General features: G+C 65.0%; 20 protein-coding genes. 15 read left to right on the forward strand and 5 right to left on the reverse strand.

What is annotated here, in order from left to right:
- Nucleotides 1-255: 255 nt before the first annotated feature.
- Entirely contained in the window at nucleotides 256-681 is a 426-nt protein-coding gene (locus tag CJ014_RS18540; protein WP_100081986.1) for a winged helix-turn-helix transcriptional regulator, read from the reverse strand.
- A gap of 76 nt (nucleotides 682-757) precedes the next feature.
- Here CJ014_RS18540 and CJ014_RS18545 point away from each other — a divergent pair, with 76 nt between their 5' ends.
- The 3 genes from CJ014_RS18545 (at nucleotide 758) to recQ (ending at nucleotide 3,761) form a co-directional block, all read left to right on the forward strand.
- On the forward strand, nucleotides 758-1,081 hold the full coding sequence (locus tag CJ014_RS18545) for a nuclear transport factor 2 family protein (protein WP_100081987.1): 324 nt from the start codon (nucleotides 758-760) through the stop codon (nucleotides 1,079-1,081).
- Nucleotides 1,078-1,860 (forward strand): SDR family oxidoreductase, encoded by a 783-nt coding sequence (locus CJ014_RS18550; RefSeq protein ID WP_100081988.1) that lies wholly within the window; start codon nucleotides 1,078-1,080, stop codon nucleotides 1,858-1,860. Before CJ014_RS18545 ends, CJ014_RS18550 begins: the two co-directional genes overlap by 4 nt.
- Before the next feature lie 98 nt (nucleotides 1,861-1,958).
- Nucleotides 1,959-3,761, forward strand: a complete 1,803-nt coding sequence (recQ, locus tag CJ014_RS18555) for a DNA helicase RecQ (protein WP_100081989.1) — start codon at nucleotides 1,959-1,961, stop codon at nucleotides 3,759-3,761.
- Between the two features lie 113 nt (nucleotides 3,762-3,874).
- Here recQ and CJ014_RS18560 read toward each other — a convergent pair whose 3' ends face one another.
- Nucleotides 3,875-4,753 carry a LysR substrate-binding domain-containing protein gene (locus CJ014_RS18560; RefSeq protein ID WP_100081990.1) on the reverse strand — a complete coding sequence of 293 codons (879 nt, stop codon included), beginning with the start codon at nucleotides 4,751-4,753 and terminating at the stop codon, nucleotides 3,875-3,877.
- 221 nt (nucleotides 4,754-4,974) lie between these two features.
- Here CJ014_RS18560 and CJ014_RS18565 point away from each other — a divergent pair, with 221 nt between their 5' ends.
- From CJ014_RS18565 to CJ014_RS18590, 6 genes are all read left to right on the forward strand, one after another.
- Nucleotides 4,975-6,552 carry a cyclase family protein gene (locus CJ014_RS18565; RefSeq protein WP_100081991.1) on the forward strand — a complete coding sequence of 526 codons (1,578 nt, stop codon included), beginning with the start codon at nucleotides 4,975-4,977 and terminating at the stop codon, nucleotides 6,550-6,552.
- Between the two features lie 109 nt (nucleotides 6,553-6,661).
- Nucleotides 6,662-7,882, forward strand: coding sequence for an extracellular solute-binding protein (locus CJ014_RS18570; protein WP_165790903.1), 1,221 nt, complete (start codon nucleotides 6,662-6,664; stop codon nucleotides 7,880-7,882).
- A 180-nt stretch (nucleotides 7,883-8,062) separates the two neighbouring features.
- Nucleotides 8,063-8,989: a carbohydrate ABC transporter permease gene (locus CJ014_RS18575; protein ID WP_100081993.1), complete on the forward strand. Its 927-nt coding sequence runs from the start codon at nucleotides 8,063-8,065 to the stop codon at nucleotides 8,987-8,989.
- Nucleotides 8,986-9,825 (forward strand): carbohydrate ABC transporter permease, encoded by an 840-nt coding sequence (locus CJ014_RS18580; RefSeq protein WP_100081994.1) that lies wholly within the window; start codon nucleotides 8,986-8,988, stop codon nucleotides 9,823-9,825. Before CJ014_RS18575 ends, CJ014_RS18580 begins: the two co-directional genes overlap by 4 nt.
- 34 nt (nucleotides 9,826-9,859) lie before the next feature.
- On the forward strand, nucleotides 9,860-10,948 hold the full coding sequence (locus CJ014_RS18585; protein ID WP_100081995.1) for an ABC transporter ATP-binding protein: 1,089 nt from the start codon (nucleotides 9,860-9,862) through the stop codon (nucleotides 10,946-10,948).
- Nucleotides 10,949-11,109: 161 nt separating this feature from the next.
- Nucleotides 11,110-12,168, forward strand: coding sequence for an NAD(P)-dependent alcohol dehydrogenase (locus tag CJ014_RS18590; RefSeq protein WP_100081996.1), 1,059 nt, complete (start codon nucleotides 11,110-11,112; stop codon nucleotides 12,166-12,168).
- On the opposite strand, the gene CJ014_RS18595 is transcribed toward CJ014_RS18590, so the two are convergent.
- Nucleotides 12,156-13,073: a LysR family transcriptional regulator gene (locus tag CJ014_RS18595; RefSeq protein ID WP_100081997.1), complete on the reverse strand. Its 918-nt coding sequence runs from the start codon at nucleotides 13,071-13,073 to the stop codon at nucleotides 12,156-12,158. The two genes, CJ014_RS18590 and CJ014_RS18595, sit on opposite strands and share 13 nt — an antisense overlap.
- 180 nt (nucleotides 13,074-13,253) lie before the next feature.
- A complete protein-coding gene (locus CJ014_RS18600) occupies nucleotides 13,254-14,201 on the reverse strand; it encodes a helix-turn-helix domain-containing protein (protein WP_165790904.1) in 948 nt (315 codons plus the stop codon).
- 227 nt (nucleotides 14,202-14,428) lie between these two features.
- Between CJ014_RS18600 and CJ014_RS18605 the strand changes: the two genes are divergently transcribed.
- From CJ014_RS18605 to CJ014_RS18620, 4 genes are all read left to right on the forward strand, one after another.
- Nucleotides 14,429-14,989: a cupin domain-containing protein gene (locus CJ014_RS18605; RefSeq protein ID WP_207765805.1), complete on the forward strand. Its 561-nt coding sequence runs from the start codon at nucleotides 14,429-14,431 to the stop codon at nucleotides 14,987-14,989.
- 12 nt (nucleotides 14,990-15,001) lie between these two features.
- Complete coding sequence (locus tag CJ014_RS18610; protein WP_100082000.1) at nucleotides 15,002-15,571, forward strand: carboxymuconolactone decarboxylase family protein; 570 nt, start codon at nucleotides 15,002-15,004, stop codon at nucleotides 15,569-15,571.
- 55 nt (nucleotides 15,572-15,626) lie between these two features.
- The gene (locus CJ014_RS18615) at nucleotides 15,627-16,373 is read left to right on the forward strand and encodes an alpha/beta fold hydrolase (RefSeq protein WP_100082083.1); all 747 of its coding nucleotides are present in this window, start codon (nucleotides 15,627-15,629) and stop codon (nucleotides 16,371-16,373) included.
- A gap of 68 nt (nucleotides 16,374-16,441) precedes the next feature.
- Nucleotides 16,442-16,657 carry a 2TM domain-containing protein gene (locus CJ014_RS18620; RefSeq protein WP_100082001.1) on the forward strand — a complete coding sequence of 72 codons (216 nt, stop codon included), beginning with the start codon at nucleotides 16,442-16,444 and terminating at the stop codon, nucleotides 16,655-16,657.
- A gap of 160 nt (nucleotides 16,658-16,817) precedes the next feature.
- Here CJ014_RS18620 and guaA read toward each other — a convergent pair whose 3' ends face one another.
- Complete coding sequence (gene guaA / locus CJ014_RS18625; protein WP_100082002.1) at nucleotides 16,818-18,392, reverse strand: glutamine-hydrolyzing GMP synthase; 1,575 nt, start codon at nucleotides 18,390-18,392, stop codon at nucleotides 16,818-16,820.
- 182 nt (nucleotides 18,393-18,574) lie between these two features.
- Between guaA and CJ014_RS18630 the strand changes: the two genes are divergently transcribed.
- Together CJ014_RS18630 and CJ014_RS18635 are read left to right on the forward strand one after the other, a co-directional pair.
- Complete coding sequence (locus CJ014_RS18630) at nucleotides 18,575-19,621, forward strand: ABC transporter ATP-binding protein (protein ID WP_100082003.1); 1,047 nt, start codon at nucleotides 18,575-18,577, stop codon at nucleotides 19,619-19,621.
- Nucleotides 19,622-19,683: 62 nt separating this feature from the next.
- Nucleotides 19,684-20,688: a Fe(3+) ABC transporter substrate-binding protein gene (locus CJ014_RS18635; RefSeq protein WP_100082004.1), complete on the forward strand. Its 1,005-nt coding sequence runs from the start codon at nucleotides 19,684-19,686 to the stop codon at nucleotides 20,686-20,688.
- The last annotated feature ends 35 nt before the right edge of the window (nucleotides 20,689-20,723 follow it).

A 20,723-nucleotide genomic window follows, 5' to 3' on the forward strand; every position in this document is an offset into this window, starting at 1 on the left:
GCAAAATGCGTCGATAGCGTCAGCATGAGGGCGGTTTGAACGGCGGTCATCTCTGAAGATCCTTTTGGCGAAGAATCTTCAATCTTACCCCTTCATCCCGCTCTCACTTAAACTGTCGTGTACGGTGAACAGGTTCGCCAAAAATGCTCTATCTCTTTGATTAGGCGCAATTTCGGACACAAAACCGGTTCCCACTTTTGCTGAAATTGCTCTAGAGCCGCGGGCGCGGGACCAGACGGATGGCCCTCGCCCCTGTCAAGTCTCGGCCATCTTCGCCGGCGCTCCCGGGTCCGCCGTGTCGGCGGCGTCATCGGGCGCCGGGCGATTGGCCGCCCACGTGAGCAGGGCATCCAAAGCCGGGCACAAATCCTGCCCCCAGTCCGTCAGGGCATATTCCACCTTCGGCGGAACCTGATGATGGACGATGCGGCGGACGATGCCGTCGCCTTCCATCTGCCGGAGCTGCTGGATCAGCATCTTCTGGGAAATGCCGGGAATGGCGCGTTCGAGATCGGAGAAGCGCATGATCCGGCCGCCGAAGAGATGGAACAGGATCACCAGCTTCCATCGGCCTTCCAGCAGTTTCAAAGCCTGTTCGACACCTTCGGCGGCCGTCTCGCGCGTATAGGCATGAGACTTACTTTCAGGTGAGTACCTAACTTTTTCGTGCGTTCTTGTCATTTGGTAAGGCTACAGCCATTTTCCGCCTCACGCAATCCGATGGCCGGATGCAAGCGCTCACCAAAGGAAGAACCACATGATCAATCTGCCGGCGCCGATAGCCGCCTACTTCACAGCCGATCTGAAAGACGGCGACGCCGTGGCGCAATGCTTCACGGATGCCGCCGTCGTCAAGGACGAAGGCCAAACCTACACGGGGCGCGAAGCCATCCAGGCATGGAAGACCGATGTTTCCGCCAGATACAGCTACGTCAGCGAGCCCAGGGCAATCGCCGTCGAGGGCGACAGGACCGTGGTCACCAGCCGGCTGACCGGCAACTTCCCGGGAAGCCCGGTGGATCTGCGTTTCCTTTTCCGCCTCGACGGCGACAGGATCGCCGCGCTGGAGATCACTCCATGAGCTTCGACCTCGAACTTGCCGGCCGCCGCGCGCTGGTCACGGCCGGCACGAAGGGCGTCGGCGCGGCCGTGGTCGCCACCCTCGCCGCCGCCGGCGTCGAAGTGATCGCCACGGCACGCACCGTGCCGGACGGTTCCCCGGAAAACGTCCACTATGTCGCCGCCAATATTACGAAGGCCGACGGTTGCGGCAGGGTCGCCGAAGCCGTCCTCGACCGTCTGGGCGGCATCGACATCCTCGTCGATGTGCTGGGCGGCTCGTCGGCGCCTGCCGGCGGCTTCGCGGCGCTGACCGACGAGCAGTGGTCGAGGGAACTCGATCTCAACCTCATGCCGGCGGTGCGCCTCGACCGGGCGCTGCTGCCGTCGATGATCGCGCAGGGGTCCGGCGTCGTCATCCACGTGACGTCGATCCAGCACGTGTTGCCGCTGCCGGACTCGACGACGGCTTACGCCGCCGCCAAGGCCGCGCTGTCGACCTACAGCAAGAGTCTCTCCAAGGAGGTCACGCCCCAGGGCATCCGTGTCGTTCGCGTCTCGCCGGGCTGGATCGAGACCGAGGCCGCGGTCGCGCTGGCCGAACGTCTGGCGGCCGGCGCCGGAACCGACTACGAGGGCGGCAAGCGGATCATCATGGATGCGCTCGGCGGCATTCCGCTCGGCCGGCCGGCCAAGCCGCAGGAGGTCGCCGACCTCATCGCCTTTCTCGTATCGCCGCGAGCCGCTGCGATCACGGGAACCGAATTCACCATCGACGGCGGCACGGTTCCCACCGCTTGATGCCATACCAATGAAGCATCATCGCGCTTCTCCATGCGGGCGGGCCGGCGACGAACCTGTTATGACATCTCGTCCCTCCGATTCTTTTCCGAGCCGTCGTGATCGCCGATCCCCTGCATATCCTGAAAACCGTCTACGGCTACGATGCCTTCCGCGGACTCCAGGCTGACATCGTCGACCACGTCATGGCCGGCAACAACGCCTTCGTGCTGATGCCGACGGGCGGCGGCAAATCCCTCTGCTATCAGATACCGGCGATGGCCCGGCCCGGCATGGGCCTCGTCGTCTCGCCGCTGATCGCCCTGATGGCCGATCAGGTGGCGGCGCTGCGGCAGGCGGGCGTCAAGGCCGCCGCGCTCAATTCCGACCTGCAGGGCGACGAGCGGCATATGCTGTGGCGCGAGATATCGAGCGGGGCGCTGGATCTCCTCTACGTCGCGCCCGAGACGCTGCTGAGACCCGACATTCTGGACCTGCTGCACCGCACGCCGCTGTCGCTGATCGCCATCGACGAGGCGCATTGCCTGTCGCAGTGGGGGCACGATTTCCGTCCCTCCTACCGTCAGCTCGACGCGCTCGTCGCGCAATTCCCCGACACGCCGCGCATGGCGCTGACGGCGACCGCCGATGCGCCGACGCGCGCGGAAATCCTGTCGCATCTCCGGATCGCCGAAAGCGATGCCTTCATTGCCGGCTTCGACCGCCCCAATATTCGCTATGCCATCGCGGAGAAGGACAATCCGCGGGCGCAACTGAAGCACTTCCTGAAGGAGCACGAGGGCGAAAGCGGCATCGTCTACTGCCTGTCGAAGCGAAAGACGGAGGAGATGGCGGCCTGGCTCCGCGACCAGGGCTATACCGCGCTGCCCTACCATGGCGGCATGGACAAGGCGGAGCGCCAGACGAACCAGACGCGTTTCCATCGCGAGGAGGCCGTCATCATGGTGGCCACCATCGCCTTCGGCATGGGCATCGACAAGCCCGACGTGCGCTTCGTCGCGCATCTCGACCTGCCCGGCAGCATCGAGGCCTATTACCAGGAGACCGGGCGCGCCGGCCGCGACGGACTGCCGTCGGACACGCTGATGCTCTACGGCCACGAAGACATCGTCCTGCGCAGGCGTTTCATCGAGGAGTCCGACGCGCCGGAGCCGCGCAAGCACACGGAGCGGCAGAAGCTTGACGCGCTCCTGGGCCTCGCCGAGACGGCAGGCTGTCGGAGACAGGCGCTGCTGGCCTATTTCGGCGACCATTCCGGGCCTTGCGGCAATTGCGACACCTGCGCCGAGCCGCCGGACCTGTTCGACGGGACGGTCGCCACGCTGAAGGCCCTGTCCTGCATCCACAGGACCGGCGAACGCTTCGGCCAGGCCTACATCGTCGAGGTGCTGCTGGGCGGATCGGACGAGCGCATCGCCCAGTTCGGCCACGACCGTATCTCGACCTACGGCATCGGCAAGGAGCACGACAGCCGGACCTGGCGGGCGATCCTGCGCCAGTTGATCGCGCTTCGGCTTGTCGACGTCGACCTGGCCGGCCACGGCGGGCTGTCGATCTCGGAGGCCGGCCGCCGGTTTCTGCGCGAAAGACCGTCCCTCATGCTGCGGGTGCCGACAAAACCGCGAGCCACCCGGGTCAAGGGCGCCGCCTCCCGGACGCCGACCGCCCTGCCGGAGACCGACCGGACGCTGTTCCAGGCGCTGCGCGAGAAACGCACCGAAATCGCCCGCGCGCAGAGCGTGCCGCCCTATGTGATCTTCCACGACAGGACGCTCATCGAACTGGCCGCCGCGCGCCCCGGCTCGCGGTCCCAGATGGCGAAGATCCCCGGCGTCGGAGAGGTCAAGCTCGATCGCTACGGCGATGCCTTTCTCGCCGTGATCGCCGAGCACGAAGAATAGCCCGGATTCCCGTTGGATGTCGGGCCGACTGCTCCCTCGGGGGCCGGTACTCTCGGATCCGTACGTCGTCATCGTGCCGCATGAATCCGGCGACAGAGTTGCCTGTACCTGGCTCACGACGACGCGCGCGGGGCCGTGGCCTGGCGGACGAGCCATTCGCCGAATTCGCGCACGCCGGGCTTGGCGCCGGAGTTCGGGTACAGGAAATAATAGGACAGATCGTCCTGGTAGTTGAGAAGAAACGGATAAAACAAGCGACCGAGGCGGACGTCCTCCTCGACGAGGATCGTCTCGGCGAGCGCGACGCCGACGCCTTCGAGCGCGGCCTGATAGCAGTATGAGCCGTGATCGAAGACCAGCCAGCCGGCCGGTTCCAGTTGGGCGCGGCCGGCGGCCTGAAGCCATTTCGGCCAGATATCGGAGCGCGTCCGCGACACGATGAGAACATGGCGGCCGAGGTCGGCTACCGTGTCGAGCGCTGGGTCGCCGGTGCGAAGCGGACGCGAGACCGGGCGAAAGACGATCGGCGCTACGTGCGTGGCGTGAAATCCCGGCCAGTCATCGCGGGTGCCGGTACGGATCGCGCAGTCGGCCTGGCTGCGGCGCAGATCGACCGGCCCGTTGTCGGCCGAAATTTCTACCTGGATGTGGGGATGCTCGGCGTAGAAGCTTGCAAGGCGGGGGATCAGCCAGCGCATGTTGAAGCTCTGGTAGCCGAGGAAACGGACCGTGACGCGCTCCTGAGGCTTGGCCAGCGCCCGCGTTACCTCGTCGAGTTGCGACAGCAGCTCGGTGATCTTCTCGAAATAGCTCCGCCCTTTCGCGGTCAGTCGAATCTCGCGATGGAGCCGCTCGAACAGTGGCTCGCCAAGCCAATCCTCCAGCGTCCTGACCTGCTTGCTCACCGCGGACTGCGTCACGTGCAATTCGTCCGCCGCTTCCGACATCGATTCCAGACGCGCGGCGGACTCGAAAGCCCTCAGGGCATTCATTGGGGGAAGATGCCAACGGACCAACACATCACTCCGTCGACATGAGCAGAAGGAATGCGAACGAGGAAGTTTTATCGTTTGAACCCGATATCAGTCAATGGAATGTATTTCCGGCGCAAAGCACTCGGGATGCCCGGCGCATCAACTATCAGGCGCGTCATGCATAGGCTCAACCACTGCATGACGATCATTGTCCCGGTATCGGATCACGAGCGATAGCCATGTATAGACATGTCGACCTTACATTCAAACCCTATCCGGCCCCCGTGGGCGACGGCGACGGAGTCATCCGGCCCAATCTCGGCTACCGGCCGGAGGCACCGATTCATTACGAACCGGTCGGGGCGGAACGCGACAAGGTCGACATCCTGAGCTTCTACCGCTCCACGTATGCCATGTCGGGCGTGCAGCCGGGCGAGATCTTCCAGAAGCAGATTCTGACCACCAAGCCCTGGACCACCTACGCCACTTTCCACAATCCCAGCGAAACCGACGGGTGGGCGGGCAAGTATCTGGCCGAACTACCGGCGCGCGATCTGGTCGGGTCGTTCACGCTGATCGACCTCGGCGACGTCGCCGGTGGCGTGATCACCGCGGATGCCCTGCGCGCCGCGCTCGGCGAACGCAAGCCGGAGCGGATTCTTTTCGCCCGCACGGACTATTCGCGCGGCCGGCCGGTGGAGCCGTCGGCCGACTATCTCGCCGGCTCGCCGGTTCTCGACGCAGACGCGGCGGCGTTCCTCGCCGGCCTCGGCATTCGCGTCTTCGGAACGGATTCCCGCAGCATCGATCCCCGCTATGCCGGCAAGGGCGACGCGGCGATCTACGAACAGCTCAATCGCGCCGGCATCGTCGTCGTCGACGACCTCGCCAACCTCTCGGACATCGAGCCACGTCACGGCACCGCCTTCATCGGCATTCCGCTGCCGATCCGTTGGGCGGTCGGAGGGCCGGTGCGCGCCTTCGCGGTCGATCTCGACAACCCGACCGATTTCGTCGATCTGTCGCACGAGGTCGACTTCTTTCCGAACACCCACAAGAACGATCCCCTGCCCTTCACACTACCGGTCAGCGAGGTCGCCCTCGATGAGATCGGCGACTACCCCAACCCGTGGCCGGGCCGCATCGAGCCGCGCGAGGAACAAGGCAAGACCCAGCGCGCCACCCGCCTGACGCCGTTCCGCATGGTCGACGCCGGACGGGAAGTCGGGCCGGACATGTATATCGAATACGCACACGGCACCGGCACCCACATCGAGGCGGCATTCTTCGACCCGTGGGGTCGGCATGGCGTGCCGGAGGAAGTGCTGAAGCGCTACATCCGCATTCCGCGCGATCGGCTGGTCGGCGAGGCGGTGCTGATCGACCTCGCCGACCAAGTCGGGCCGCTGCAGCAGATCGACAGCCGTCATCTGGAACGCAACAATCCCGGCATCAGACCGGGCGACATCTGCGTCATGCGCGCCGACATCACCGACTGGAGCTTCTACGGCAGCACGCCGGGCAACACTCCCGGCCTGTCGCCCGACGCCGCCATGTGGCTGGTGAAGCATAAGATCCGCGCGCTCGTGCTCGACTTCGCCGTCGAGAAGAGCGACCCGATGCCGTCGAGCCCGCTGGTGAAGTACACCCCCAACAAGATCCACTACTTCCTGCACAAGAACGACATTCCGGTCGTCGAGTGGTGCGTGAACATGAAACTGCTGCGCCAGAAGCGCTTCGTGCTCGCCATCTGCGCGCTACCCGCCAGCCACCAGGGCGGCTTCCCCGCCCAGGTCTTCGCCGTCGAGAAATGGTGACGGACGAAAGGAAGGCATGACACGCGGCGGGCCCGAAGAGCGGCCCGCCGCGACCGACAGAAATGACGGGTGGGCGGACCAACCGCCACCGAAACCAGGGAGGACACCAATGTTTGCAAGAGCCCTCGTCGCCGCGGCGGCGCTTCTCGCGCTGACGGCCGGCCCCCTCGCCGCCCAGACGCTCAACCTTCTCGTATCGGCTGGCGGGTCCGGCCGGACGTTCGAGTCGTCGGCCAACCAATTTCGCGAACAGACCGGCATCAATGTGCGGGTAATCCAGTACCCTTACGCGGAAGTCCGCGAAAAACAGCTTCTGGAACTGGTCGGCCAGACCGGCAACATCGACATCGTCAGCATCGACGGTTCGATCTGGCTGCCGGAGCTGACGCCGTTTCTGAAGCCGCTTGACGACGTGAACACATCGAACCTGATTCCATCGATGGTCGACCTGTTCCGCAGCGACGGCAAGCTTCTGGCGCTGCCGGTGCGCATCGCCGGCTGGGTGCTCATCTATCGCAAGGACCTGCTCGACCAGGCGGGACTGACACCACCCAAGACCTGGGCGGAGTTCCGCGCCGCCGCCACAACGCTGACCAAGGATGGTGTTTACGGCTTTGTTCCCGCCTTGAAGCAGGGCAACTACCTCGTCGTGCAATGGATCCCGTTCCTGTTCGGCCATGGCGGCGCCATTCTGACGCCGGACAAGAAACACGCCGCTTTCAATACGCCGGCCGGCCTCAAGGCGACGGAATACTTCGTCGGCCTGGTCAAGGACGGCCTGGTCCCGCCCGGCGCCAAGGCCTATGAGCAGTCGGACATCATCACGGCGATGTCGCAGGGCATCGGTGCCATGGCGATCACCTATTCGCCCTACTACCTCAACATGAACAGCGCCAAGGAATCGAAGGTGGCGGGCAAGCTCGATATCGCTCCCTTCCTGCCTTACGATCCCGACGCGGGCCTGAAGACCGGCCGCACGTTGATTTCCGGCTGGGGGTTCGGCGTCGCCGACAGCTCGCGCCATCCGGACGAGGCGAAGCAATTCATCCAGTTCATCGCCGGCGATAGCGAACAGAAGCGGATCGCCGTCGACAACAACAATGCGCCGACCTCGGCCGCGGTCTACCGCGATCCGGACTACCTGAAGGCCTTTCCCGCCGCCGCCAGCGTGCTGACCGCGCTGGAGAGCGCCGAGGACCGGCCTCTGATCGAAAACTGGACGGAGGTCGAGGACATCCTGGCGCGGGAACTGTCCGCCGCCATATCGGGCCTAAAGACGCCGCAGCAGGCGCTGTCCGACGCGGAAAAGGCAGTGAATGCCGCGCTCTGACGGCTCGACCGTCCGCCAGCGAGCGGGGAGCGCCATGCGGCCCTCCCCGCATCCTCCAGTTTCCCTAGAGCGTCTCCGTGTTTCATGGCAACGCAGAAACGCTCTATCCTATTGAATTAAAGCATTTTCTTCACGCGAACCGATATCCGCTCCGCTCGAAAATTCTCCAGGGACCCCGACATGCACAGCCCTACGACGTTCCGACCGCCGACCGCCGCGGCGGGCCTGCAGCGGCTGATCCCGCGCAGCGACCGCAGCCTCGCCTACACGCTGCTGGCGCCGGCGATCCTGACGCTTCTGGTCATCCTTCTGGTGCCCCTTGCCTACAATCTCTGGCTCAGCACGTATCAGTACAACCTGCTGCGCCCGCGCCAGACCGCCTTTACCGGGCTCGGCAACTACATCGATATCCTGACCAACCCGGCGCATCTCAACGCGCTGTGGATCACGGTGGCGTTCACCGCGTTTGCCGTGCTGGCCCAGACGCTGATCGGCACGGCGCTGGCGCTGCTGCTCAACATCGATTTCCCCGGCAACCATCTGGTGCGCACGCTGGTGCTGATGCCGATGCTGATCTCGGAGGTCGTGGCAGCGCTGTCCTGGCGGCTGATCTTCCACACCGAATTCGGCCTGCTGAACGCTCTGCTCGGCGTCGTCGGCATCGGCCCGAAAGTGTGGCTCGGCGAGGATCTTTCCTTCGTCTCGGTATTGGTGGTGGAGATCTGGCAGCACACGCCGTTCGTCATGCTGATCATTCTCGCCGGGCTGCAGACCATCCCGAACGAACTGATCGAGGCGTCACGGGTCGACGGCGCATCGCGCTGGCAGCGCTTCCGCTTTGTCGTGCTGCCGCTGCTCGTGCCGATCATCCTGCTGGCGCTGGTGTTCCGCACCATGTTCACGCTGCGCGTCTTCACGCCGGTCTGGGTGCTGACGAGCGGCGGCCCGGCCGACAGCACGCTGGTGATCGGTATCGACATCTACCGCACCGCCTTCCGCTACTACGACCTCGGCGCGGCGGCGGCGCTGTCGATCATCCTGCTCGTCGTCACGCTGATCATCACGCTCGCCTACATGCGCCTGCTCAGGCGGGAGGCCCTGTCATGATCCTTCTTCAACGCCTGGAAAAGGTGCTGCTCGCGGTCTGCATCGTCGTGGTGGTCGCCGTTGCCGTGACGCCGCTTGCCTGGATGATGCTCACCAGTTTGAAGCCGTCGCTGATCGCGGTGGCGAGCCCGCCGCAAATCCTGTTCACGCCGACGCTCGAGCATTATATCGCGCTGTTCTCGGGCGGCGACGCGGGCTCGACATTGGGACTCGCCTTCGTCAATTCGATCGTGGTGACGGCGGTGTCGATGCTGCTGACCATCGCCATCGCCTGCCCGGCGGCCTACGCGCTGTCGCGTCTGCGGCCGGCAGGCACGGCGTCGCTCACCGTCTTCATCATCGGTGTGCGCATGCTGCCGCCGATCGTGCTCGTGGTGCCGCTGTTCCGCTTCCTGCAGCCGCTAGGCCTCAACGACACCTATCTGGCGTTGCTGGTGCCCTATGTCGGGCTCTCCATCCCGCTGGCGGTATGGATGTTGATCGGCTTCTTCCAAAACCTGCCGCGCGAGCTGGAAGAGGCGGCGATGATCGATGGGTGTGGCCGTCTCGGCGCGTTCTGGCATGTCATCCTGCCGCTGGCGGCACCGGGCATGGCGGCGACATCGATCTTTACCGGCCTCCTCGCCTGGAACGATCTGGTGTTCTCCCTGCCGCTGACGACGACCCGCGCGGTGACGATGCCGGTGATCGCGGCGCGGATGCGCGTCGAGGAGGGGGTGTTGTGGGGCCAGCTCGGAGCCGTGTCCACCATCATGATCGTGCCGGTCATTCTGCTCACCTTCTTCGTCCAGAGGCACATCGTCAGCGGCATCGCCTCCGGCGCGGTCAAAGGCTGAGGCCGTCCATCCATCGTCCAAAGGAGCCGTCGTCATGGCTGAGGTCGCAATACGCAACGTCCGCAAATCCTTCGGCGCCATCGAGGTGCTGCATGGCGTGTCCGTCGACATCGCGGACGGGGAATTCGTCGTGCTCGTCGGGCCGTCCGGCTGCGGCAAATCGACCCTGCTGCGCATGGTGGCGGGCCTGGAGAAGATCACCGCCGGCGAGGTCGCCATCGAAGGGCATCCGATCAACGATCTCCCGCCCAAGGACCGCAACATCGCCATGGTGTTCCAGAACTATGCGCTCTATCCTCATATGACGGTGCGCGAGAACATCGGGTTTCCGCTGCGGATGGCCGGGACGGCGCCGGAGGAGGTCGCCCGCCGGGTCGAGCGGGCAGCCGACACGCTGGGGCTTAAGCCACTGCTCGATCGCCACCCGCGCCACCTCTCCGGCGGCCAGCGCCAGCGCGTCGCCATGGGGCGGGCGATCGTGCGCCAGCCGGCCGCCTTCCTGTTCGACGAGCCGCTGTCCAACCTCGATGCCCAGCTTCGGGCGCAGATGCGCACCGAGTTGAAGGAACTGCTCCAGACATTGGGAACCACCGCCCTCTACGTCACCCACGATCAGGTCGAGGCGATGACCATGGCCGACCGGGTGGTGGTGATGCGCGACGGCGTCATCGAGCAGATCGGCACGCCGCTCGACCTCTACGACCGCCCGGTCAACACCTTCGTCGCCCGATTCATCGGCCTGCCGTCGATGAATCTGCTGCCCGGCATCGTTTTGGCCGAGAGCGGAACGATCCTGATCGACGACGGCACCGCGCTGCCGTGCCCTGCAGCGACATGGCTGCCGATGGAGAATATCGTCTTCGGGTTCCGTTCGGAGACGCTCGCCATCGACGATACCGAGGGCATTCCCGCCCGCGTAGCGGTGATCGAGCCGATGGGTGGGCAGACGCAGGTTCTGTTCAAATTCGGCAGCCGAGATATCGTCGGCACCTTCTCGGCGCGGATCGCCGTGAAGGTCGGCCAGCAGGTTCGGCTGAGGCCCGATATGACGCTGGCGCATTTCTTCGATGCCGCCAGCGGACGACGCCTCGACGGCGGCCCGCCCCAAAGCGCTCTGGCCTAAACCCTCGCAAGGCATAGCGGCCAAGACCTCGATTGCTGAGCTGCGCTCACAAACCCATCCCGCAACGGACCGCTAATGCCGAAGGACCATGGCGGTTATATCTGCTTGAGCGCGTTCGTTTGCGCGCCGCCGAATTCCGTCAGCCAGGCGAGGATGCACCATTGAAAACGTCCGGATTTGCCGCAACCGATGCAAACATGCCGTTGCAACCCTTTTCCTTCGAGCGCCGCGAACCGCGCGCCAACGACGTCGCGATCGACATCCTCTATTGCGGGGTCTGCCATACCGACCTGCACATGACCCGCAACGACTGGGGCGGGTCGATCTATCCAATGGTCCCCGGCCATGAGATCGTCGGCCGGGTTTCCGCCATCGGCAGCGCCGTCTCGCGCTTCAAGGTCGGCGATCCTGTCGCGGTCGGCACCATCATCGACAGCTGCATGCAGTGCGACCAATGCCGCCGGAACGAGGAGCAGATGTGCCGCAAGGGCGTCACCCTGACCTACAACGGACAAGACCGGGTGACCGGCGACATCACATATGGCGGCTACTCCAGCCACATCGTCGTCCGGGAGGAATTCGTTCTGCGCGTGCCCGATGGCCTCGATCTGGCCCGCGCCGCGCCGCTGCTCTGCGCCGGCATCACCACCTATTCACCGCTGCGCAACTGGAATGTCGGTCCCGGCAGCCGGGTGGGTGTGGTCGGTCTGGGCGGCCTCGGGCATCTGGCCGTCAAATTCGCGTCCGCCCTTGGCGCGCATGTCACCGTGCTGACCCGCTCCGAGGGGAAGGCGGATACCGCGCGCCAACTGGGGGCGGACGACGTGCTGCTGTCGACCTCGGCCGAGCAGATGGCGTCGGCCGCCTTTGCCTTCGACGTCATCATCGACACCGTGCCCTACGAGCACGATCTCGGCCCCTACCTCGACCTCCTGGATGCCGACGGCACGCTCGTCATCGCCGGCTCGCTGGTCGACACGCCGGCGTTCAGCAACCTGCGCCTGATCGGAGCGCGTCGCCGTATCGCAGGGACGCCGAGCGGCGGCATCAGGCAGACCCAGGAGATGCTGGACTTCTGCGCCCGCAAGGCCATCCTGCCGGAGTGCGAGATGATCGCGATCGGCGATATCGGCAAGGCGTTCGAACGGCTCGAACGCGGCGACGTGCGCTATCGGTTCGTGATCGACATGGCATCGCTGCCGGCCGATCAGGCGGCCTGAACCGAAGATTGACGCGAATTCGATCGCAGCGCCTCGACAAAGACGGCAAGCGCCGGCGGCATTTGCCGCCGGCTCGGGTAATAGATGTAATAGCCTGGGAATGGCTTGCAGTAGGCGTCCAGCACCCTGACCAGCCGGCCGCTCAGTAAATGCTCTTCGACGACGTCCTCGAATGTGTAGACCAGGCCCGCACCGGCAAGCGCCGCCGACAGCATCATTTCGAGATCGTTGACCACGAAGCTGCCGCTGACCTTGACCTCGACGTCGCGGCCATCTTCCTCGAACTCCCAGGAGTACGAGGCGCCGGCCGTCCTCATGTAGTAGTTGACGCAATCGTGGCTCGCGAGATCCTTCAAGCTCAGCGGCGGCGGGCGGCGGGCGAGATAGGAGGGCGCGGCGACGACGGCGGCGCGCAGGTCTGGGCCGATCCGGACGCTGATCATGTCCCGGTCGATCCGTTCGCCAAAGCGGATGCCCGCGTCGAAGCGCGAGGCGACGATGTCGTCGAGCCGGTCGTCGACGATCAGTTCGATCCTGATATCGGGATAGTCCTGGTGGAAGCGCGGCAGCATCGGAGCCAGCAGGGAAACGGCCGCATGCTTGCCTGCGGTTATGCGAACCGTGCCCGAAGGCTTTTCCCGCAATGCGCCGAGCGATTGCAGACCCCGGTCGATGTCCTCGAAGGCCGGCCGCAAGGTCAAAAGCAGTCGCTCGCCGGCTTCGGTCGTCGCCACGCTGCGGGTGGTGCGCGCGAGCAGCCTCACCCCGAGCCGTTCCTCCAGAAGCCTCATCATGTGGCTGAGACCTGACGGCGACATGCCAAGCCGGGCCGCAGCGCGGGTGAAGCTGTGCTCTTCCGCTACCATTACGAAGGCCGCGAGATCGTCGAAGTCATGGCGCTTCATGCTTGACCAGCCCTCATCAATAGCGCGCGATTGCGAAGATTCAGCCCCCATTTATGGCTGCTCGAATGACGCTTTCAATTGCTTCGGACATTGAAGGATGCAGCGTCGTCATCTTGACCGCCCGACAAGGCGCACCACGATATGTGGTATCCAACTGAAACTTCTTGACCATTCGGCGCGTCAGGCCCTCGCGCGGCGGTAGTTGCCGGGGGTCAGGCCGAGATGACGTCGGAATGCCGTCGTCAGATGGGCCTGACTGGAGAAGCCGCAGGCCATTGCCACTTGGGCCAGACCGTTGGCGCCGCGATCCAGAAGCCATTGCGCCCGGCAAACGCGGCGTGACAGGACGTAGGCGTGCGGGCTCATGCCCACGGTTTCCTTGAAGCGGTGGGCGAAGTGATAGACGCTCATCGACGCAACGCCCGCCAATTCGGCAAGATCGAGATCGCGCTCGATATTGGCCTCGATATAATCGACGACAAGCGCGGTGCCCCTGGACGGGATCTTGCCCTTCGTCGGTCTTGCGTGGCGTCCGGTATGGCTCGAAAAGCGCCGTACCAGGATCTCGGAAAGGATCAGCGCCCAACTGTCGAGAAGCAGGCTGGTCGGCTCGGTTATCAGAAGCCCGGCCTGGACGGCACTGACCGCGGCGAACAGGCGCTCATCGCGCGTCGCCATCGGAACCCAGAGGTTCTCGCGGCCAAAATCGCGGCTGAACAAACTTTCGCTGACATCGCCAAGCAGCACCAGCGGCACGAAGATGTGCGCGAAACTGACCATGCCCTCGAGCCGCCATCGCGTCGTCTCGAACGGCTGCATCGTCATCGATCCCATCTCTCCCGGAATCGGATCGGCGTTGCGCCAGACGCGACCGCCGCCGAGATGGATCATGACGGCGCCGTAGTCGGGGTCGCCGCAGACCTCGGTATCCTCGAGGTCGGTCCGCCAGAACGACGCCTTCAGGGAAGACTTCGCGCCGATGCCGATGCTCCGAACCGGCGCCATGCGAAACCGTTCGACATTCTCGCGATAATTGCTCGGGATCGCCTCGGACGCGGCGGCATCGCAAATCGCAAGGCCACGTGCCGCGCGCGGATCTTCCAGATTCGAGGGGGCGGACTGGGGCATGCAGTGACCTGTCGCAAAATCCGGAGGGATGAGAACATTCGCATCTGCAGTCGCGACCGAGACAATACCAGAACGGCGTGTCGTCGCCGACGGGAGAATCGCAAGATTCTGAAATAAACGCCGCGCGCCCATTGCTAGGATTTCCACGTACTGACCGCCCGGCAAAATGCACCTCAAGCCTCAGCACGTGCGTTTTCCGAGCGGCCGCAGCGTCACGGGGGATATCGATGATGGGCGGCATCTTCAGGCGCATCGTGACCGGCCATGACGAGGCCGGCGAAGCCGTGATCCTGTCCGACGCGCCACCCACGCGGGTGGTTGAGGTCGGCGGCCCGGGCGGACCGACCTTCTTCGAGATATGGAGCACCGGCGCGGCCCCCGCCGAGATCGCCCGGCAGGCCGAGGAGCCCGCCGAAAGCGGGTTGGTCCTGGCTCCGCCGACAAACGGAACCCGCATCCGGATCATCGACTTCCCGCCGGAAGGCGAGGAAATTCGCCGGCTGGACGAGGCGGGCGCCCATGAGAAGTTCGGCGCCATGGGGAGCGCAACGGCGTCGCAGTTCAAGGCGGGCGCGCCACATCCCCTCATGCATCGCACGGAAACGATCGACTACGGCATCGTGATCGAGGGCGAGATGACGCTTGTCGTCGACCGTGGCGAGACGCTGCTTCACGCCGGCGACGTCGTCGTGCAGCGAGGCACCAACCACGCCTGGGCCAACCGTTCGGGCAGCAATTGCCGCATGGCATTCGTGCTGATCGACGGCCGTTTTGCCGACGGCTTGTGACGGAGGTCCAGCATGCGCCTGCCGCCTCTGCCGCCGGATGGTCTCGCCCCGGATCTGCGCAGCGTTCACGACACGATTGTCGATCTGATGGTGCGCAGACAGCCCGAGATCATCGCGCAGGATGCGCAAGGGGCACTCGTAGGCCCCTTCCCGGCAATGCTGCATTTCCCTCGGTTCGGTATTCCGGCGCTTCGGCTGCTGGCGGCGATCGGCACCGAGGCCCGGCTTCCCGCCGGCGTGCGCGAGACGGTGATCCTGACGGTCGGCGCGCGTTTCAATGCCCGTTACGAACTCTATGCCCATGAGATCATGGGAAAGGTGGCGGGCCTCACGGCCGGTCAGATCGCGACGCTGGCGGCCGGCGGGCGACCATCCGACCTCGGGGACGAGACCGCGGCCGCGCATGATCTCGCGCGGGCGTTGCTCGACGGTCGAATTCTGCCGGCTTCGACCTATGAGCGTGCGACCGACCTTCTCGGAAGGGACGGAGTCGGAGAGCTCGTGTTCCTGATCGGCGCCTACTGCCTCATCGCCATGGCGCTGAATTGCTTCGACGTGCCGGTTCCCGAACTCGGCTCCTGAGCGGATGCCATCCGACACCGGCTATCCGGCCCTTTCCAAATCGATGGAGACCAGAATGCAAACTGTGCTCGGAACCCTGATGCTCGCCGCGGCCACCCTTGGCGCCACCTCGGCTTTCGCCCAGGAAAAGGCAAGGAACATCGTGCTTGTCCACGGCGCCTTTGCCGATGAATCGAGCTGGGACAAGGTTGCCGCCATTCTGAAGGCAAAAGGCTTTGAGGTTACGCAGGTTGGAAATCCGCTGACCTCTCTGCAAGACGATGTCGCTGCGACAAAGGCCGCGCTCGACGCGCAGACCGGACCGACCGTGCTGGTCGCCCATTCCTGGGGCGGTGTCGTCATCGGCGAGGCCGGCAACGACCGGAAGGTCAAGGCGCTGGTCTACGTTTCGGCCTTCGGACCGGACAGAGGCGAATCGCTCACCAAGCTGTTGGAGGGCGGAGAGCCCAGCGAGGGCACCAAGGCCATTCGGCCGAACGAGCAAGGCGGCCTGATCTTCGATGCCGCCGCCTTCCCCGCCATCTTCGCCGGCGACCTGCCCAAAAGCGAAGGCGAAGCCCTGGCCGCGAAACAGCTCCCGTCCAATCCGGCCAATTTCGACGCGGTGACCGAGGTGGCGGCGTGGCATGACAAGCCGAATTTCTACGTGGTGACGACGCAGGACCTGGTCATTCCGCCCGATGCCCAGCGCTTCTTCGCCAGCCGAATGAAGGCCGATATCACCGAGATTCCGGCCAGCCATGCCGGCCTGATCTCGCGGGCCGACGACGTCGCCAAGGTGATCGAGCGCGCAGCGCAATGAGCGCGAAACGCAGTTCGTCGGTGCCCCCATGGTCGCGCCTTTAGCCTGATCCAACCCGGAAGAACGCCATGAAACACGCCAGCCTTGCCGAGCGGAAGCTCGGCTTTCAAATCCATGCGGTCGTCTTCGTGCTCACCCTGGCGGTGCTCGTCGTCGTCAATCTGTTGACGGGGCGGCCATATTGGGTGCTGTGGGTCGCCCCGAGCTGGGGCGTGGGCCTTCTGATGCACGGCTGGTTCGGATTGAAACCGACCGCCGGCACGGGCAGCCGCGATCAGCCATGATCGACGTCAAACGTCCGCCGCGAGCCTGAGCGTCGTAGAGGCCGATGGCGTTCGGTCGTTAATTGCATCGAGAATTGCAGCCGGCAACTTGGCCAAGATTATCATGCGCCCTTATGTCGAGCGCGCAATCCACGCAATTGCCGGCTTGCGCCGAGTCAGATCATTCCCACTCGATGGTTCCCGGCGGCTTGCTGGTCACGTCGTAGACGACGCGGTTGACGCCCTTCACCTCGTTGATGATGCGGGTGGCGGCGCGGCCGAGGAAGCCCATGTCGAAGGGATAAAAGTCGGCCGTCATGCCGTCGACCGAGGTGACGGCCCTGAGCGCCAGCACACGGTCGTAGGTGCGGCCGTCGCCCATGACGCCCACCGTCTGCACCGGCAGGAGCACCGAGAAGGCCTGCCAGATCTTGTCGTAGAGGCCGGCCTTGCGGATCTCCTCGAGGTAGATGGCGTCGGCCTTCCTGAGGATGTCCAGCTTCTCGCGCGTCACGCCGCCCGGCAGGCGGATGGCGAGGCCCGGCCCCGGGAACGGGTGGCGGCCGATGAAGCTGTCGGGCAGGCCAAGCTCGCGGCCGAGCGCCCTGACCTCGTCCTTGAACAGTTCGCGTAAGGGTTCTACCAGCTTCATGTTCATGCGCGCCGGCAGGCCGCCGACGTTGTGGTGGCTCTTGATGGTGACGCTGGGGCCGCCGGAGAAGCTGACGCTCTCGATGACGTCCGGATAGAGCGTGCCCTGGGCGAGGAAGGTCGGCGCGCCGCGACCGTCGGCGGCGATCTTCCCGGCCTCGGCCTCGAACACCTCGATGAACAGCCGGCCGATGGTCTTGCGCTTGGTCTCCGGGTCGGCTTCGCCTTCGAGCTGGCCGATGAAAAGATCAGACGCATCAACGTGGACGAGCGGAATGTTATAGTGATCCCTGAACATGCCGACCACCTGCTCGCTCTCGCCCAGGCGCATCAGGCCATGGTCGACGTAGACGCAGGTGAGCTGATCGCCGATCGCCTCGTGGATCAGCACGGCGGCCACCGATGAATCGACGCCGCCGGACAGCGCGCAGAGCACGCGCTCCTTGCCGACTTGCTGACGAATCTTGGCGATCATCTCGGCGCGATAGGCCGACATCGTCCAGTCGGACTTCAGGCCGACGATGCGGTGCACGAAATTGGACAGGAGCTTGGCGCCGTCCGGCGTGTGCACCACCTCGGGGTGGAACATGGTGGTGTAGTAGCGCCGCCGCTCGTCGACGGCGATGGCGAAGGGCGCGTTCTCGGAGATGCCGATCACCTCGAAGCCCTCCGGCGCCCGCGTCACCCGGTCGCCGTGGCTCATCCACACCGGATAGCGCTTGCCGACTTCCCACAGCCCCTCGAACAGCGGCGACGCTTTCAGGATTTCCACGTCGGCGCGGCCGAATTCGGCGGCGTGGCCGCCCTCGACGCTGCCGCCGAGCTGCACGGCCATGGTCTGCTGCCCGTAGCAGATGGCGAGGATCGGAACGCCGCTGTCGAACACCGCCTCAGGCGCCCGTGGGCTGCCGTCGCGGGTCACTGAATCCGGACCGCCGGAGAAGATCACGCCCTTCGGCTGCAATCTTTCGAAGGCCGCCGCCGCCGACTGATAGGGATGGATTTCGCAGTAGACGCCGGCTTCCCGCACCCGGCGGGCGATGAGCTGCGTCACCTGGCTGCCGAAATCGATGATCAGCAGGCTGTCGTGGGCGGGCTTTTCCATGGGGAGGACTCTTTCCGGTAAGGGGCCAGAAGGATCAAGCGGTTCCGCTAAGCCGAATCCGCCCGCCGGGCAAGCGAAAACTCGCGGATATCGGAGGGATTGCCCGGCAAGGAGGACACCAGCTTGCCGATATCCACCCGACTTTCTATTGTTGAGATCTACATCCAACAAATGGAGACGGCATGCCTGCCCTTCCCGCACTGGAGGTTTTGTCGCTGGCCCGCCGTTTCGGGGATACGGCGGCGGTGCGAAACCTCGATCTCGCCGTGGGGAGCGGCGAAATCGTCAGCCTGGTCGGGCACTCCGGTTGCGGCAAATCCTCGCTCCTGAGGCTGATCGCCGGTGTCGACACGCCCGACGCCGGTTGTATCCGCATCGACGGCGAAGAGGTCGCCGGCCCCAACCGCTTCGTCGAACCCGAAAGACGGCGGATCGGCTTCGTGTTCCAGGATTATGCGCTGTTTCCGCATTTGACCGTGGGGAGCAATATCCGCTTCGGGCTCAAGACCGTGCCGAAGTCCGAGGCGGGCAAGAGAGTTCGGGACATGCTCGAACGCGTTGGCCTTGCCGCCCACGCCGACCGCTATCCGCACGAGCTTTCCGGCGGCGAGCAGCAGCGCGTGGCATTGGCCAGGGCGCTGGCGCCCGCCCCTCGCCTTCTGCTGATGGACGAGCCGTTCTCCAACCTCGACCGCGCTCTTCGGGAAGGCGTCCGCAGGAAAACCCTGTCCCTGATCCGTCAGTTCGGCATCACGGCGATCATCGTCAGCCACGATCCGGAAGAGGCGCTGTCCTCGGGCGATCGCGTGGTCCTGATGCAGGCCGGCGAAATCGTGCAGGCCGGCAGCGCCTATGACCTCTACGACCGGCCGAGCAGCCCCTATGCCGCCGAATTCTTTGCCGCCTGCAATCGCGTTCCAGGTCGTGTCAGGAATGCCCATGTCGACACGGCGCTCGGTGCGTTCCCGGCGCCGCACGGGCTCGACGACGGCGACGATGCCCTGGCCCTGATCCGTCCGACCGGGATCGACGTCGTCGCCGACGGCGGCGACGGCGAGGTGATGGCGCGTGAGCTGATGGGCGAAATCGAGACCATCCGCGTCCGCCTGCCGGGCCTTGCCGAGCCGCTGACGATCAGGTCGACCCGCCGCCTGCCGGCCGGCATCCGCCGCGTCGGCGTCAGCATAGCCCCCGGCGCCGCAATGATCTTCCCTGTTCGCCCATGTTAAGTTGACTATCATACTCGACTATGTTGTTGATCGTCCCGCTCAGAAACACAGGAGAAACATTCATGCGCCAGATGCTGTTGGGACTGACCACGCTCCTCGCCACCGCAGGCACCGCCGCCGCCGACGTCAACATCTACACGACGCGCGAACCGGGACTGATCCAGCCGCTGATCGACAGCTTCGCCAAGGCGACGGGGGTCGCCGTCAACACCGTGTTCCTGAAGGACGGCCTCGCCGAGCGGGTCGTCACAGAAGGCGAAAGCTCGCCGGCCGACATCCTGATGGCCGTCGACGCCGGCAATCTCGTCGACCTCGTCGACAAGGGCGTGACGCAGCCGATCGATTCCGCGGTGCTCAAGGAGGCTATCCCGGCGCAGTTGCGCGACGAAAACGACCACTGGTTCGGCCTCTCCTACCGCGCCCGCGTCGTCTACGCGGCCAAGGATCTCGACCTCGCCGCCATCACCTACGAGGATCTCGCCGATCCCAAGTGGAAAGGCAAGGTGTGCATCCGCTCGGGCCAGCATCCCTACAACACGGCGCTGTTCGCCGACTACATCGCCCACCACGGCGCGGAAGCTACCGAAACCTGGCTCGCCGGTCTCAAGGCCAACCTCGCCCGCAAGGCGGCCGGCGGCGACCGCGACGTTGCCCGCGACATCCTCGGCGGTATCTGCGACATCGCCGTCGCCAATTCCTACTACGTCGGCCTGATGCGCTCGGGCGCCGGCGGCGAGGAGCAGGTGGCCTGGGGCGAGGCGATCAAGGTGATCCTGCCGACCTTCGAGGACGGCGGCACGCAGGTGAACATCTCCGGCGCGGCGGTAGCCAAGCACTCGCCCAACAAGGACGAGGCGGTGAAGTTCCTCGAGTATCTGGCCTCGGGCGAGGCGCAGGAGATCTACGCCAAGGCCAACTACGAGTATCCGGTGAAGGCCGGCGTCGCCCTCGACCCGATCATCGCCTCGTTCGGCGAGCTCACCGTCGACAAGACTCCGCTCGGCGAGATCGTCAAGCACCGCAAGGCGGCGAGCGAACTGGTCGACAAGGTCGGCTTCGACGGCTGATCCCACAAAAGGGCGGGACGTTCCGGCGTCCCGCG

The sequence above is a fragment of the Pleomorphomonas carboxyditropha genome (assembly GCF_002770725.1).
GTDB lineage: Bacteria > Pseudomonadota > Alphaproteobacteria > Rhizobiales > Pleomorphomonadaceae > Pleomorphomonas > Pleomorphomonas carboxyditropha.

Coding starts and splice junctions, on each gene's coding strand:
- CJ014_RS18615 (WP_100082083.1), top strand. CDS start 15,627: ATGCAAACTGTGCTCGGAACCCTGATGCTCGCCGCGGCCACCCTTGGC.
- guaA (WP_100082002.1), bottom strand. CDS start 18,392: ATGGAAAAGCCCGCCCACGACAGCCTGCTGATCATCGATTTCGGCAGC.
- CJ014_RS18575 (WP_100081993.1), top strand. CDS start 8,063: ATGCACAGCCCTACGACGTTCCGACCGCCGACCGCCGCGGCGGGCCTG.
- CJ014_RS18560 (WP_100081990.1), bottom strand. CDS start 4,753: ATGAATGCCCTGAGGGCTTTCGAGTCCGCCGCGCGTCTGGAATCGATG.
- CJ014_RS18610 (WP_100082000.1), top strand. CDS start 15,002: ATGCGCCTGCCGCCTCTGCCGCCGGATGGTCTCGCCCCGGATCTGCGC.
- CJ014_RS18550 (WP_100081988.1), top strand. CDS start 1,078: ATGAGCTTCGACCTCGAACTTGCCGGCCGCCGCGCGCTGGTCACGGCC.
- CJ014_RS18595 (WP_100081997.1), bottom strand. CDS start 13,073: ATGAAGCGCCATGACTTCGACGATCTCGCGGCCTTCGTAATGGTAGCG.
- CJ014_RS18600 (WP_165790904.1), bottom strand. CDS start 14,201: ATGCCCCAGTCCGCCCCCTCGAATCTGGAAGATCCGCGCGCGGCACGT.
- CJ014_RS18630 (WP_100082003.1), top strand. CDS start 18,575: ATGCCTGCCCTTCCCGCACTGGAGGTTTTGTCGCTGGCCCGCCGTTTC.
- CJ014_RS18565 (WP_100081991.1), top strand. CDS start 4,975: ATGTATAGACATGTCGACCTTACATTCAAACCCTATCCGGCCCCCGTG.
- CJ014_RS18605 (WP_207765805.1), top strand. CDS start 14,429: ATGATGGGCGGCATCTTCAGGCGCATCGTGACCGGCCATGACGAGGCC.
- CJ014_RS18580 (WP_100081994.1), top strand. CDS start 8,986: ATGATCCTTCTTCAACGCCTGGAAAAGGTGCTGCTCGCGGTCTGCATC.
- CJ014_RS18570 (WP_165790903.1), top strand. CDS start 6,662: ATGTTTGCAAGAGCCCTCGTCGCCGCGGCGGCGCTTCTCGCGCTGACG.
- CJ014_RS18635 (WP_100082004.1), top strand. CDS start 19,684: ATGCGCCAGATGCTGTTGGGACTGACCACGCTCCTCGCCACCGCAGGC.
- CJ014_RS18540 (WP_100081986.1), bottom strand. CDS start 681: ATGACAAGAACGCACGAAAAAGTTAGGTACTCACCTGAAAGTAAGTCT.
- CJ014_RS18545 (WP_100081987.1), top strand. CDS start 758: ATGATCAATCTGCCGGCGCCGATAGCCGCCTACTTCACAGCCGATCTG.
- CJ014_RS18585 (WP_100081995.1), top strand. CDS start 9,860: ATGGCTGAGGTCGCAATACGCAACGTCCGCAAATCCTTCGGCGCCATC.
- CJ014_RS18620 (WP_100082001.1), top strand. CDS start 16,442: ATGAAACACGCCAGCCTTGCCGAGCGGAAGCTCGGCTTTCAAATCCAT.